Genomic DNA, 14,267 nt, shown 5'->3' with positions numbered 1-14,267 from the left:
GATGCCGTTGCCTGAGCAATTCTCGCTCGTGGTCCTCGGACAGGGTTCCACGGGCCTCGACGTCGCCCGTTGGGGTGCCGATCACCTAGGGGAGCGCGTGAGCTCCGTCACCGTGGTGGGCGGTGCCAAGAGCGCGCCCACGCCGACTACCGCCGAGCTCGAGAGTCGCGGCGTGCGCTTCGTCTTCGGCACCGAGGAGGTTTCCGGCTCCTTCGACGTCTGCGTGACGAGCCCCGGTATCTCGGAGTTCTCCGACTTCTTCGCCGCCGGGCGTGCCGCGAGCGCGCAGATCATGGGCGAGCCTGAGTTCGCCTATCGCCTCTCGCCCGATCGCTGGATCGCGGTCACCGGCACTAACGGCAAGACCACGACTACCTCGCTTGTGGACCATCTGCTGCGTTCGAGCGGCATCGCGAGCCACGCGGTTGGAAACATCGGCGAGCCGCCCATCCACGAGGTCGACGGGCGCGCTCCGGGCTCCTGGTTCGCCGCCGAGCTCTCGAGCTACCAGATCGCCACGACGTCCGAGCTGCATCCGCGCGCCGCGGCGCTCCTGAACATCACCCCCGATCACCTAGCCTGGCACCGCACCCATGAGGCGTACGCCCGGGCGAAGATCAGGCTCTTCCAGAACATGGACGAGCACGACCTCTGCGTCGTCAACGTGGATGATCCGGGCACGATGGCCTTTGCCGACGAGATCTTCCTGCCGGGTCGGCGCTTCTGTCGTCTGGGGCTTGCCGAGCCCGGTACCACCGACGCCGCGTTCGTGCGCGACGGCATGCTCGTGGTGCGCCTGGGCGGCGCCGAGCACGAGCTGGTGCGCACAAACGAGCTCATCCTCAAGGGCAGCCACAACTGGCTGAACGCGCTCGCCGCGGCGGTCCTCGTGCTCTTCTGCGGCGCCACGGACGACGGCGTCCGCGCGGGCCTGCGCAACTTCAAGCCGCTCGAGCACCGTGTGGAGCCCTGCGGTGAGATCGACGGCGTGCGCTTCGTCAACGATTCCAAGGCGACCAACACCGATGCCGTTGAGAAGGCACTCACCGCCTTTCCCGATGACCGCGTGGTGCTGCTGCTCGGCGGCCATGACAAGGGAACGCCGCTCGAGGGCTTTGTCTCGCGCGTGGTGCCCCAGGTGGGCGCCATCGTCTGCTTCGGCGACGCGCGCGAGCGCTTCCGTCGCGCCGTCGAGGATGCCCCGGGCGCCGATGCCATCGACATCGCCGAGGCCAACGATTTGGAAGACGCCGTGCAGGTGGGCCGCTCGCTCGCTCATCCGGGCGACGTAGTCCTGCTTTCCCCGGCTTGCTCCTCCTTTGACGAGTTCTCGGGCTTCGAGGAGCGCGGACGTGTCTTCAAGGCCATCGTTGCCGGCATGAAGGACAATGACGGTGAGTAGCGCCCCGGAGCGTGCCGTGCCCGGCGGTGTGCGCACGCAGGCGGGTGCTCCGGCCGATGCGCGCGCATCGAAGCAGAAGGGGGTTCAGGCTTCACGTCGTCGCGCCGCGGAGGGTCGCTCCACGCTGCATGACAAGTTCATCGCGGGCGTGCCGGCCCGCATCATGCGTCCGCGGCTCGTCTTCATCGCCTGCCTGGCGGCCATCGTCTGCTTCGGCGTGCTCATGGTCTACTCGGCATCCGCCGTGGAGGCGCTCTCCGAGCTCGGCGACCCGACGTTCTTCCTGACCCGCCAGCTCGGGTTCGTCGCCGTGGGCGTCATCCTTGCCGTGTGCGTCGCGTACGGTAAGCCCTGCACGCTCGAGGGCTACCGCCAGGGCGGTGCGCGCTTCCTGCTCGTGGGCGTGGTGGTCCTGCTCCTCGCGGTGTTCGCGTTCAGGTCGGCGGGCGGTGCGCATCGCTGGATTCGCTTGGACAGCTTCACGTTGCAGCCATCCGAGTTCGCCAAGCCGCTCATCATCATCTTGGCCGCACGCTCGCTCAACGATTATTTCGGTGAGCACAGCATCGACCTACGCGAACTCCTCGCGCGTTTGGGCGTCGAGGTGCTCGTTCCGCTGCTGCTCATCATCGCGGAGCCGGATACGGGTACCACTCTCATCATCGTGCTCACCGTGGCTGCGTGCGCCATGCTCGCCGGCCTTTCTCCCAAGGTGATCTTAGGCAGCATCGCCGTGGTCGTCCTTGCGGGAATCGTCTTGGTTGCGTTCTCGCCGTACCGTCTGGCGCGCTTCCAGGTGGCGCTTGATCCGTGGAAGGACCCGTACGGCGACGGCTACCAGGCCGCGCTCGCGATCATGGCGTTCGCCTCCGGCGGGCTGTTCGGGCGCGGCATCGGTGGTTCCACCATGAAGTACAACTACCTGCCCGAGGCGCACAACGACTACATCCTCGCCATCATCGGTGAGGAGCTGGGGCTTGTCGGGACCCTGATCTTCTTCGCGGTTTTCATGCTCATGGTGTACGCGGCGTTCAAGATCGCCGAGCAGTCGCCCACCCTGTACGGAAAGCTCGTCGCGGCGGGATGCGCGACCGTCTTGGGGCTCCAGTTCTTCATCAACGTGCTCGGCATCCTCTCGGTGACGCCCATGACCGGCAAGACGCTGCCCTTCGTGAGTTACGGCGGCTCGTCAATGTGGGCGTCCATGATCTTGGCGGGGCTCATCGTCCGCGTATCGGTTGAGAGCCGCGATGGCAGCCTCTACCGCGCCGCCCGCTCCACGTTCTCTGTGGTGGGGCGGGAAGGAACCCCGGGTGCTCCGGCAGATCCGGGCGCTGACGTCTCCAGCCATCTTGGTCGGAGCACGGCCGGCGTCCCCCACGTTCGCACCGCTTCGCGTGGCGGGAGCGCCCCCGATCGCGCCGGGCGCGAAGCGCGGCGTGGCGGCGAGCGATCCGCTTCCCAGAGGATCCGCGGCTTCTCGGTATATGAGGGCGGCGCCGGCGCTTCCGGGCGTGCGTCTGGCCGCATGCGGGGCTCGTCTCCACTCGCCGGCACCGGCCGCGGCGGTTACGAGCGCATCGATTTGAACGCGGATCCGGGTGAGCGCCTACGGACCCATCGTGAAGTGAGAGGGGACACGCGCTATGACGACGAAGGCTGATCGACCGTTGAATATCGCGATTGCGGCGGGAGGAACGGCGGGTCATGTGAACCCCGCGCTTGCTCTTGCCGAGGAGCTCCGCGAGCGCGGTCATCACGTGTGCTTCTTTGGCCAGACGCGCCGCCTCGAGGGTCGCTTGGTCCCCGAAGCCGGCTTCGACTTCTTTCCGGTGGAGGTGACGGGCTTTAATCGGACCCGCCCGTGGACGCTCGTCACCGCGCTCGTGCACGTGGCGCATGAGCAGCGCCGTCTGGTGAAGGCGTTCCGCGCGGATTCCTCGCTTCGGCCCGATGTGGTCGTGGGCTTCGGCGCCTACGTGGAGCTGCCCCTGGTGCGTGCCGCCCATCAGCTGGGTATCCCCGTGGCGCTGCATGAGCAGAACTCGGTGCCGGGGCTTGCGAATAAGACGTCGGCCAAGGGCGCTGCACTCATCGCCATCGCCCAGCCGAGCGTCCGTGAGGTCTTTCTGGCCGCCGGTGCGCGCGATGAGGTCGTGCGGTTTACAGGGAATCCGGTGCGTCGCTCGGTGCTCGTGGGCGATCGCACACACGGTCGCGCGGCCGAGGGCGTGGGGGAGGACGAGACGCTGCTGCTCGTCTTCGGCGGCAGCCTGGGGGCGCGGCATCTGAACGAGCGCATGGCCGGGCTGAAGAAGCAGTTGCTCGACCTGCCCGGTCTGCGCGTGGTCCACTCCACGGGGGCCGCGGACTTCGAGGCGACCAAGGCGGCGCTGGCGCTTGATGACGCGGAAGCTGCTCGCTGGGACGTTCGCCCCTACATCGACGGCATGGGCGACATGCTTGCCGCGGCCGATCTGGTACTCTCGCGTGCCGGTGCCTCGACGATCGCCGAGATCGCGGCGCTGGCGGCTCCCTCGGTGCTCGTTCCGTACCCGCTCGCCACGGCGGACCATCAGACGACCAACGCGCGCTACTTGGTGGATGCCGGTGCCGCGGTGATGTTCGCCGACAAGGACATCGACGACGACGCGTTCAGTACCGAGCTCGTCTCGCTGCTCGAGGACCCCGCGCGGCGAGCGGCCATGCGCACCGCGGCGCGGGGCCTTGGTCAGGATCGCGCCGCCGAGGCCCTGGCAGATGCGGTGGAAGGACTCGTCTCCCAGGACTGACCCTCTCCTGAACGGGGTGCTACGAGGCTTTTGCTAAGCATATCGGACGCTAAGGGCCCATTTAGGGCGTCTTAGCGTCCGATATGCTTAGCTACGTTCTGCTGATGGCGATATTGCTTAGCAACCGCCACCTTGGTGTCCAACCTGCTTAGCAACCGCCCCTTGGTGTTCGCCTGGCGTCCGATCTGCTTAGCAACCGTCTGTTGATCGTTTGCCGGACACCGTGGATGCGGATGAAAAAGGGGAGCCCGTCGGCTGATGGGCTCCCCTTCGAGATCGCTTCTTCTTGAAGCCGCTACTTCCGCTTGCTGCGGGTCGTCGGTTTCTTAGCAGCTGAGACGCGCGTCCTCGTCACCGGTTTGGCTGCCGGCTTGGCCGGGGCCGAAACAGCCGGCTTCTCGGCGGGCGCGGGCTCCGCCATGTGCTTCGGGCTGGTCGGAGTCTCCTTCTTCGCCGCGGGCTTCGCGGCTATGTGCTTGGGAGCTGGCTTCGCGACAGTCTTCTTCTTCTCGGCGGGCTTTACCTCGGCAACAGGCTTGGAGCTCGCCGAAGCTTTAACTGCCGGAGTGGCTTCCGCCGACGCTGCCTTGGTTGCCCTCTTAGCCGTCACAGGCATCTCAGCGACGGATTTGGCGCTCGTCGCGGGCTTTGCAGTTGGTTTCGTCGCTGTCGTCTTATGGGCCGTCTTGTGGGCCGCGGGCTTGGCCGGGGCCTTTACCTCGGTCTTGGCGGGTTCGACAGCCGTAGCCTTCGTGGCTGCCTTGGCTTCCGCCACCTTGACCGTTACCTTTGTCGCCGCCGCCTTCTCCTCCGCTGGCTTCGCGGCGGTCTTGGTAGTCGCCTTGGGAGTGGTCTTTACCGCGGCTTTGGCGGGGGACTGAGCGGCAGGTTTGGCCGCAGGCGCAGCGGCTGTCTTCTTCGGTGCGGTTTTGGTCGCGGACTTGGCAGCCGGCTTCGAGGCTTCCGACGTCTTCTCGGCGGCAGGTTTCTCGGCAGCAGCCTTCGCGGAAGCGGCCTTCGCCGCCGTCTTGCGCGCCGTGGGCTTGGCTGCCGGCTTGCTCGCGGCCTTCGGCTTGGTTACACCCTTCGCTGCGGGCTTCTTCTCGATAGGCTTCTCCGCAGATTCTACCTTTGCGGCGGGCTTCTTCGCCGCGGGTGTCACGGACTGCTCGGCAACCGGCTCAACCTTGGCCTCCGGCTTCGCAGCGGCCTCCGCATCCACAACCGCCTCGGACGCCCGCCGCGGCACCTCCGGATGCATCCAGAAGTACAGGTCGAGGTACTTGTCCGCGCTCTTCTTCCAGCTGAAGTCCTGGCTCATGGCGTTTAGCCGCAGCTGGTGGAAGGCCTCGGGATCATCCCGGAACAGGCGCGCGCCGCGGAACACGGCGTCGCCCATCTCGTCGCCGTTGAAGTTGGCGAACGAGAAACCTGTGCCCTCGCCCGTCACGTAGTTGTAGGGCGCCACGGTGTCCCTGAGGCCGCCCGTCTCGCGAACCACGGGCAGGGTTCCGTAGCGCATGGCGATCATCTGGGAGAGGCCACAGGGCTCAAAGAGGCTCGGCATGAGGAACAGGTCCGAGCCGGCGTACATGCGCTTGGAGAGCGCGGCGTCGAACTGGATGCGCGCGCTCATCTGACCAGGGTACTTGCCCTCGAAGTAGCGCAGCGCATTCTCGTACTCGTAGTCTCCCGTGCCGAGCACCGCCACCTGCACGCCGCCGGAGAGGATGCGGTCGAGCGCGTAGGTCACGAGGTCCATGCCCTTCTGGCGCGTGAGGCGCGTGACCATCGTCATGAGCGGGCGGTCATCGCGGACCTCGAGCCCCAGTTCCTCTTGCAGTGCTCGCTTGCACGCGGCCTTACCGGAGAGGTCCTCGGCCGTGTACGTGGCTGCGATCGCCTTGTCGGTGGCCGGGTTCCAGGCGTTCACGTCGATGCCGTTCACGATGCCCTGCAGGGCCTCGCTACGGCGGCGCAGCACGCCGTCCAGGCGCTCACCGAAGGCCGGCGTCTGAATCTCTGCCGCGTAGGTGGGGGAGACGGTGGTGATGGCGTCCGCGTAGTTGAGTGCGCCCATCATGTAGTTGATGGAGCTGTCGTCGCAGCGCAGCTGGCTCGCGGCAGCGGTGATATGCGCCAGTCCCAGCACGTCGTTCAGCATCTTGTCGGTGAACTGGCCCTGGAACGCCACGTTGTGGATGGAGAAGATTGTCCGAACGTTCTCGTAGAGGGGGAGACCCTGGTAGAACTCGCGCAGGAACACCGGGGCGAGCGCCGTCTGCCAGTCGTTGCAGTGCAGGATGTCGCAGGTAAAGCCCTCGGGCAGGTGCTGCAGGCTCTCCACGATGGCCTTTGAGAAGAACGCGAAGCGCTCGCCATCGTCAAAGAAGCCGTAAGGGTAGCTGCGGTCGAAGTAGCGCTTGTTATCTACGAAGAGGTAGGTCACGCCGTCGTGCACCAGGCGCTCCAGGCCGCAGTACTCGTTGCGCCAGCCCAGCGGAACGTAGAAGTCGCACAGATGCTCCATCTGGCGCTGGTACTCCTCGGGGATGGTGCTGTAGAGCGGGACCATGACGATGACGTTCACGCCCTCGGCCTCGAGCGCGGGAGGCAGCGAGCCCGCCACGTCGCCGAGCCCGCCGGTCTTCACGAAGGGCGCGGCCTCGGCAGAGGCAAAGACGACGCCGAGCTTCCTTGTATCAGACATGTAAAACTCCTTACATTCGAGAGACCGCCGCCCGCGCGCAATGCCCGGACGACGGTCTCATCATAGCGCTCTCACGTTGCCGGGGTGTTACTCGGCATTCAGCGGGGCCTTACCAAGCACCAGGGTGTGCTCGGGCGTTCCGCGCAGCTCCGTGTTGGCGGGAACCACGTTGTTCTTGTCCAGGATGGCGTTCTCCACGCGCGCGCCGCTCTTGATGACGCAGCTTTGCATGAGGATGGAGTTGACCACCTGTGCACCGCTCTCCACGATCACGCCGCGGGAGAGGATGGAGCCGCGGACGGTGCCCTTGATCTCGCAACCGGTAGAGATCAGTGAGTTGGTGGCACGGCTGCCCGCGAAGTACTTCGCCGGGGGCGCGTCGTGCGCCTTGGTGATGATCGGGCGATCGGGGTTGAAGAGCTGCTCGTAGATGCTCGGGTCGATGAGCTGCATGCTCCGCTCGTAGTAGGTCTCCTCGCCATGGATGCCCACCACGAGGCCCTTGAACTCGTAGCTGCACACGTCGATGCGCGCGAAGTCGCCGGCGATGGCCTCGAAGATGTCGAGGTAGTCGGCCGTGGCGTAGTCCTCGATGATGTCGAGCAGCAGCTTGCGGTCGATGATGAAGCAGTCCATGAACTTGTTGTCGCCGTAATCGCAGCCGGGCCTGACCTGCGTCACGCGGCCGCGGTCGCCGATCACGAGCGAGGAGGCGTCGTCCTGGTGGCGGACCGCCTTGACGTACACCATGGTGATGCCCGCGCCCGAGGTCTCGTGCGCGTCCACGATCTGGTGCAGATCGAGGTTGAACACGATGGAGGAGCCCATCATGACCACGTAGGGCTTATCGGAGCGCTTGAAGAGCTCCTTGTTGGCGATGATGTCGCGCAGCAGGAAGCGCATGCCGCGCTTGGAGGTGCCGTAGGCATTTCCGGGCACCAGGAAGAGACCGCCCTTCTTGCGGTCGAGCAGCCAGTCCTTACCCGAGCCGACGTGGTCCATGATGGAGCGGCAGTTGCCGGGCATCACGAGGCCGACGGTCTTGATGCCCGCGTTCATCATGTTGGAGAGCGGGAAGTCGATGAGCCGGTAGCGGCCCATGAACGGCACGGACGCCAGCGGGCGGTTGGCGGTCAGCACGCTGTTCTCGCGGGTGATGTAGTTAGCGGTGATATAGCCGAGAGTGCGGTTCTGCGTCATGCTCATCGGTTCATTCCCCCTTCCCGATGACGACGTCGTTTCCAACGACGGCCGTATCCTTCGTCGTGTCCACGGAGCCGAGCTTGACGCCTTCCTCAACCACGGCGTTCTCGCCCAGGATGGCGCGGCGCACGTGCGCCCCGGCCTTCACCTGCGCGCCGGGCAGCAGCACGGAATCCTCGACGACGGCGCGCTCGCCCACCACCGCGTCGGTGGAGACGATCGAGTGGCGCACGGTGCCGTACACCTTGCATCCGTTCGAGACCAGCGCGTCGTCGATCACCGCGTCGGGACCGATGTAGTGCGGCGGGCGCGTGGTGATGTTGCTCAGGATCGGGAAGCTCTTGTCGTACAGGTCGAACTCGGGGTTCGGGCCGAGCAGGTCCATCGACGTCTCGTGGAAGCTCGCGATGGTGCCGACGTCCTTCCAGAAGCCGTGGAACTCGTAGGTGTAGAGGCCATAGCCCTCACTGAGCAGCTTGGGGATGATGTCCTTGCCGAAGTCGTGGCTCGAGCGCTGGTCAACGGCATCGGCCTCGAGGGCGTCCACGAGCACCTTGGTCGAGAAGATGTAGATGCCCATGGAGGCCAGGTTGCTCTCGGGCTTCTCGGGCTTCTCGTCGAACCGCTGGATGCGGCCGTCGTCGTCGGCGGTCAGGATGCCGAAGCGGCTGGCCTCCTCCCAGGGCACGGGCATGACCGACACGGTGAGGTCGGCCTTGTGCTGGATATGGCTGGCGAGCATCTTGCGGTAGTCCATGCGGTACAGGTGGTCACCGGAGAGGATCAGCACGTACTCGGGGTCGTACATCTTGATGTACTCGAGGTTTTGCGTGATGGCGTCGGCTGTGCCCGCGTACCAGGCGCCTCCCTCCTGGGTGGCGTAGGGGGGGAGGATGGAGACGCCGCCGTCACGGGCGTCCAGGTCCCACGCCTCGCCGGAACCGATGTAGCTGTGCAGCAGGTAGGGTCGGTACTGGGTGAGCACGCCCACCGTGTCGATGCCGGAGTTCGTGCAGTTTGAAAGCGCGAAGTCGATGATCCTGAACTTGCCGCCAAACGAGACGGCCGGTTTAGCGATCTTCGAGGTCAGAGCCCCCAACCTGCTTCCCTGTCCTCCTGCGAGGAGCATCGCGATGCATTCTTTCTTGCCCATCGAACCTTTCCTCTCAACCGATTGCTTCCGATACTGCCTTCTCTGGGGTCGTGCGTGCCCGACGATCGTTCGCGGTCCCTACGCGTGCCAGATGTCGTCGCGGTACTCGCGGATCGTGCGATCGCTCGAGAACCAGCCAGACATGGCCGTGTTGTGCAGGGCGCGGCGGTTCCAGTCCCTCGTGTCCTTGTAGGAGGCGGTGAGCTCCTCCCAGGCGTCCACGTAGGAATGGAAGTCCTTCATAACGAGGTCGTAGTCGTTGTTGAGCATGACCTCGTGACGAATCCTCTCGAAGTTGCCGGACTGGCGCGCGAAGGTGCCGTCCGTCAGCTCGTTGATGATGCGGCCCAGACGGTCCGGGTCGCTCTTGACGATGTCCCAGGCAAAGTAGTTGCCGCTCGCGCGGAGCTCCGCCACCTCGGGCTTGGTGAGACCGAAGATCATCTCGTTCTCACGCCCGGCGAGGTCGGCGATCTCCACGTTGGCGCCGTCGAGGGTGCCCAGCGTGATCGCGCCGTTCATCATCAGCTTCATGTTCGAGGTGCCCGAGGCCTCCTTGCCGGCCGTGGAGATCTGCTCGGAGATCTCGGCGGCGGGGTAGATGAGCTGGGCGTTCGAGACGCGGAAGTTGGGGATGAAGCACACCTTGATGAGGTCGTTCACGCGCTCGTCGTTGTTGATGACGTCGGCCAGCGCGTTGATGAGGCGGATGACCTCCTTGGCGAAGGTGTAGCTCGAGGCCGCCTTGCCCGAGAAGATGAACGTGGTGGGCTGGACGGTAAAGCGCGGGTCCGAGATCAGACGGTTGTAGAGATCCATGATCTTGAAGCAGTTGAGCAGCTGGCGCTTGTAGGCGTGGAAGCGCTTCACCTGCACGTCGAAGATGGAGTCCGGATCGATCATGAGGCCTGTCTCGCGGCGCACGTAGCGGGCGAGGCGCAGCTTGTTCACGCGCTTGGAGGCGCCCACGCGCATGAGGAAGGAGGAATCGTCCTCGAACTCGGTGAGCTTGCTTAGCTCGGAGGCGTCGTCCAGCCAGCCGTCGCCGATGGCCTCGGTCACGAGCTTGGCGTAGCTGGGGTTCGCCTCGGCGAAGAAGCGGCGGGGCGAGATGCCGTTGGTCTTGTTGTTGAACTTCTCGGGCTGCAGCGCGTAGAAGTCGTGCAGCGTGGTCTCCTCGAGGATGTCCGTGTGGATCTTGGCCACGCCGTTCACGCTGTGGCTGCAGATGACGGACAGGTTGGCCATGCGGACCTCGCCGTCCCAGAGCACGGCGGTGTTCCGCAGACGCTCCTGCCAGTCGGGCATCTCGGGCGTGAACTGGTCGCGCCAGCGGCGGGAGATCTCCTCGATGATCTGGTAGATGCGCGGCAGCAGTGCGGAGAACGTGGGGATGGGCCACTTCTCCAGGGCCTCGGGCAGGATGGTGTGGTTGGTGTAGGAGACCGTCTTGGTGACGATGTCCCAGGCCTCTTCCCAGGTGAGCTTCTTCTCGTCCATGAGGACGCGCATGAGCTCGGGGCCGCACATGGCGGGGTGGGTGTCGTTGGTGTGGATGGCCACGTACTTGGGCAGGCTCTGCCAGTCGGCGCCGTGCTCCTCCTCGAAGGTCTCCATCAGACGGTGGATGCCGGCGGCCACGAACAGGTACTCCTGCTTGAGGCGCAGCAGGCGACCGTGCTCGCCCTGGTCGTTGGGGTAGAGGATGGCGCTGATGGCTTCGGCATCGGCGCGGGCCTTGTCGGCACCGGAGTAGTCGCCGCGGTTGAAGGCGTCCAGGTCGAAGTGCTCGTCAACGGGCTCGGAGCTCCACACGCAGAGCTTGTTAACGGTCTCTCCGCCGTAACCCACCACGGGGATGTCGTACGGGACGGCGAGCACGTCGCTCGTACCCTCGGTGCGGAAGAAGGTGCGGCCGCCCTCCTGGTAGGAGACCACGTGGCCGCCGAAGCCGATGCGCACGGCGCGGTCGGCGCGGCGCACCTCCCACGGATAGCCGTTGGTGAGCCACTCGTCGGCCACCTCGACCTGGTGACCGTCCACGATCTCCTGCTTGAACAGGCCGTACTTGTAGCGCATGCCGTTGCCGTAGCCGGCCATGCCCTCGTGGGCCATGGAGTCCAGGAAGCACGCGGCCAGACGGCCCAGGCCGCCGTTGCCGAGCGCGGCGTCAGGCTCGAGCGCGCAGAGCGCGTCAAGGTCGCTGCCCATCTCGGTCAGGGAGTCGGCAACCAGATCGCGCACGCCAAAGTTCAGCAGGTAGTTGTCGAGCAGACGGCCGATCAGGAACTCGATGGAGAAGTAGTACACGCGCTTCTGGCCGTTGTCGGCGTAGCGCTTCTCGGTATCGGCCTCGACGTCGCGGGCCTTGAAGGCGACGAGTTTGGCGAGGGCCTGGTAGCGGTTGAGATCGCTCGCGTCCTCGAACTCCTTGCCGCAAGAGGAGACCACGGCCTGGCGGTACAGCTCTTCGAACTCTTCCCTGCTCTTGAAAAGGGGCTTCATGCGTTCCTCTCCGGGGCCGCGGGGCCCCTCTCTCTCTCGGTTGTGCAACAGCCCTCCGCGGCCTGCGCCGCGAGGGGGCGATTACAGTCTACTTCGCGCGCTTGCGCTTGCCTGCGGAATTAACAGAGGTTGATTCCTTCTTTACCGCGGCTTTGGGCGCGCTGGGCTTTTTTGCCGCGGGCTTTGCTGCGGGCGCGGGTGCCGCCTTCTTGGCAGCCTGCGCCTTCGTTGCCGACGTGGGCTTGGCGGGTGCCTTGGACGCCACCGGCTTCGCGGTCGTCTTGCCTGCCGCCGGCTTCTTTGCGGCCGCGCTCTTCTTGGCGGCGGGCTTGCGCTTGGCCGTGCCGGTGCGCTTGAACACCACGCCGGCGAGTGGGGGCAGCTGGGGGATGATCGAGTACTCGCGACCGTCGCAATCCTCGTGGCGGCTGATGAGCTGGCGCGGGTTCACCTTGCCGGAGCCGCCAAAGCGCGTGTCGTCGGAGTTCAGGATCTCTTTCCACTTGCCCTCGCGCGGCACGCCCACGCGGAAGCTCTCGTAGTAGGCGGGGGTGAGGTTGATGACCACGAGCAGGTCGTCGTCAGGATTCTCGCCATGGCGCACATAGCTGATGACGGACTGCTCGGAGTCGTTGGCGTTGATCCACTCAAAGCCGTCCTCGGTGTAGGCGCGCTGCCAGAGCGCGGGCTCCTGCGTGTATAGGTGGTTGACCGTGCGCACGAACTCCTGGACGCCGGCGTGCAGCGGGAACTGCTCGGCCAGGAACCACTGGATGGACTCGTAGTAGCGCCATTCGATGTACTGGCCGATCTCGTTGCCCATGAAGTTGAGCTTGGCGCCCGGATGCGTCATCTGGTACAGCGAGAGGCAGCGGAGCCCTGCGAACTGGCGCCACTGGTCGCCCGGCATGCGGGTGATGAGCGAGCACTTGCCGTTCACGACCTCGTCGTGGCTGAGCGGCAGCACGTAGTTCTCGGAGAACGCGTACATGATCGAGAAGGTGAGCAGGTTGTGGTTGCCTGGGCGCCAGGGGAAGTCCGTCTGCATGTAGTGCAGGGTGTCGTTCATCCAACCCATGTCCCATTTGAGCTGGAAGCCCAGGCCCCCGTCCTCGGGCGGGTAGGTGACGAGTGGCCAAGCCGTGGATTCCTCGGCGATCATCATCACGTCCTCGTGGAGGGTGCCCATGGCGCCGTTGACGTTGCGCAGGAACGCGGAGGCTTCCAGGTTCTCCTCGGTGCCCAGCTCGTTGAACTTCTTATCTGCCGGGTTGTCCACGCCGAAGTTGAGGTAGAGCATGGACGAGACGCCGTCCACGCGCAGGCCGTCCACGTGGAACTGGTCGACCCAGAAGATGGCGTTGGAGAGCAGGAACGAGACGACCTCGGGGCGGCCGAAGTCGAACTTGTAGGTGCCCCAGTTGGGGTGGTACTCGCTCTCATAGAGCATGTGGCCGTTGAAGTTGGCGAGCCCCTGGGCGTCCTGGCAGAAGTGGCCGGGAACCCAGTCCATGATGACGCCGATGCCGGCGGCGTGCGCGGCATCGATGAAGTGCATGAGCTGCTGCGGCGTTCCGTAGCGCGAGGTGGCGGAGTAGAAGCCGGTGCCCTGGTACCCCCAGGAGCCGTCGAAGGGATGCTCGGCGAGCGGCATGACCTCGATATGCGTGTAGCCCATGTCGCGCGCGTAGGCCACGAGCTCGTCCGCGAGGTCGTCGTAGGTGTAGTAGGTGCCGCGCTGCGCGGGGAAGGGGTCGCCGGGGCCGGGGTAGGTGCCGTCCGCGCGGGGCTCGCCCTGCGGCTCGTCGCCGTGGCGGCGCCAACTGCCTAGGTGCACCTCGTAGATGTTCAGCGGGCTCTTCATGAAGTCGCGCTTGCCGCGCGCCTTGAGCCAGGCGGCGTCCTGCCACTCGTAGCCATCCAGGGTCCACAGGCGCGAGGCGGTGCCGGGGGCCTTTTCGGAGTAGAACGCGTAGGGGTCGGCCTTGTAGAGACGCTCCCCGTTATCGGTCTCGATGAGGTACTTGTAGAGCTGGCCGCGTTCGGCACCCTCTTCGAAGCCTTCCCAGAGGCCCGTAGACTTTACGGGGGAGAGCGGGCAGGCGGTCTCGTCCCAGTCGTTGAACTCGCCGATCACGTGCACGGAGCGCACGTCCGGGACCCACACGCAGAAGCGCCAGCCCTCGACGCCGTTCTGGACGTCGGGGTGAGCGCCCATCTTCTCCCAGCTGCGCTGCCAGGTTCCCTGCTTGAAAAGATGGATATCGCCGTCCGTTACGGCGAGCTTCGACCGGGTCGACTTCTTGGTGGCCAAAGGAATCCGTTCCCTTCAAACGCGCGGGCACGCATGGAGCGCCCGCTCGACTGCAGATGCGGTCATGGATCGCTCGGTATCGATATGGGCGCCGGCATGTGCGCGATGGTCGCGGCATGCGGCAGGGTGCCGGAACGGAAGCCATGACCCCCTGAATGTAACACTCCGAGGGGGCGCGCATCGTCAGA

Annotated in this window: 8 protein-coding genes; 3 read left to right on the top strand and 5 right to left on the bottom strand. The window is 65.5% G+C overall.

Features of this window, described 5'->3' with window-relative positions:
* The first annotated feature begins 1 nt into the window (after window position 1).
* The 3 genes from murD to murG are packed head-to-tail and all read left to right on the top strand — an operon-like array spanning window position 2 to window position 4,194.
* Window positions 2–1,402: a UDP-N-acetylmuramoyl-L-alanine--D-glutamate ligase gene (gene murD, locus GDJ97_RS09125; protein ID WP_152070979.1), complete on the top strand. Its 1,401-nt coding sequence runs from the start codon at window positions 2–4 to the stop codon at window positions 1,400–1,402.
* Window positions 1,389–3,065, top strand: a complete 1,677-nt coding sequence (locus GDJ97_RS09120; protein WP_152070978.1) for a putative peptidoglycan glycosyltransferase FtsW — start codon at window positions 1,389–1,391, stop codon at window positions 3,063–3,065. Before murD ends, GDJ97_RS09120 begins: the two co-directional genes overlap by 14 nt.
* Window positions 3,049–4,194 carry an undecaprenyldiphospho-muramoylpentapeptide beta-N-acetylglucosaminyltransferase gene (gene murG / locus GDJ97_RS09115; RefSeq protein ID WP_152070977.1) on the top strand — a complete coding sequence of 382 codons (1,146 nt, stop codon included), beginning with the start codon at window positions 3,049–3,051 and terminating at the stop codon, window positions 4,192–4,194. Before GDJ97_RS09120 ends, murG begins: the two co-directional genes overlap by 17 nt.
* Window positions 4,195–4,489: 295 nt before the next feature.
* Here murG and glgA read toward each other — a convergent pair whose 3' ends face one another.
* The 5 genes from glgA to glgB all read right to left on the bottom strand — a co-directional run bounded on the left by glgA (window position 4,490) and on the right by glgB (window position 14,079).
* Entirely contained in the window at window positions 4,490–6,904 is a 2,415-nt protein-coding gene (glgA, locus tag GDJ97_RS09110; protein WP_152070976.1) for a glycogen synthase GlgA, read from the bottom strand.
* 87 nt (window positions 6,905–6,991) lie between these two features.
* The gene (glgD, locus tag GDJ97_RS09105; RefSeq protein WP_152071008.1) at window positions 6,992–8,104 is read right to left on the bottom strand and encodes a glucose-1-phosphate adenylyltransferase subunit GlgD; all 1,113 of its coding nucleotides are present in this window, start codon (window positions 8,102–8,104) and stop codon (window positions 6,992–6,994) included.
* 10 nt (window positions 8,105–8,114) lie between these two features.
* Window positions 8,115–9,260 carry a glucose-1-phosphate adenylyltransferase gene (locus GDJ97_RS09100; protein ID WP_152070975.1) on the bottom strand — a complete coding sequence of 382 codons (1,146 nt, stop codon included), beginning with the start codon at window positions 9,258–9,260 and terminating at the stop codon, window positions 8,115–8,117.
* Between the two features lie 78 nt (window positions 9,261–9,338).
* The gene (locus tag GDJ97_RS09095; RefSeq protein WP_152070974.1) at window positions 9,339–11,765 is read right to left on the bottom strand and encodes a glycogen/starch/alpha-glucan phosphorylase; all 2,427 of its coding nucleotides are present in this window, start codon (window positions 11,763–11,765) and stop codon (window positions 9,339–9,341) included.
* A gap of 88 nt (window positions 11,766–11,853) precedes the next feature.
* On the bottom strand, window positions 11,854–14,079 hold the full coding sequence (glgB, locus tag GDJ97_RS09090) for a 1,4-alpha-glucan branching protein GlgB (protein ID WP_226809001.1): 2,226 nt from the start codon (window positions 14,077–14,079) through the stop codon (window positions 11,854–11,856).
* Window positions 14,080–14,267: the final 188 nt, after the last annotated feature.

It is taken from the genome of Collinsella sp. AK_207A (assembly GCF_902501965.1).
Lineage (GTDB): Bacteria > Actinomycetota > Coriobacteriia > Coriobacteriales > Coriobacteriaceae > Collinsella.
Note: the sequence above shows the minus strand (reverse complement) of the source record. Positions and strands in the feature narration are given on the sequence as shown.

Coding starts and splice junctions, on each gene's coding strand:
- murD (WP_152070979.1), top strand. CDS start 2: ATGCCGTTGCCTGAGCAATTCTCGCTCGTGGTCCTCGGACAGGGTTCC.
- GDJ97_RS09120 (WP_152070978.1), top strand. CDS start 1,389: ATGACGGTGAGTAGCGCCCCGGAGCGTGCCGTGCCCGGCGGTGTGCGC.
- murG (WP_152070977.1), top strand. CDS start 3,049: ATGACGACGAAGGCTGATCGACCGTTGAATATCGCGATTGCGGCGGGA.
- glgA (WP_152070976.1), bottom strand. CDS start 6,904: ATGTCTGATACAAGGAAGCTCGGCGTCGTCTTTGCCTCTGCCGAGGCC.
- glgD (WP_152071008.1), bottom strand. CDS start 8,104: ATGACGCAGAACCGCACTCTCGGCTATATCACCGCTAACTACATCACC.
- GDJ97_RS09100 (WP_152070975.1), bottom strand. CDS start 9,260: ATGGGCAAGAAAGAATGCATCGCGATGCTCCTCGCAGGAGGACAGGGA.
- GDJ97_RS09095 (WP_152070974.1), bottom strand. CDS start 11,765: ATGAAGCCCCTTTTCAAGAGCAGGGAAGAGTTCGAAGAGCTGTACCGC.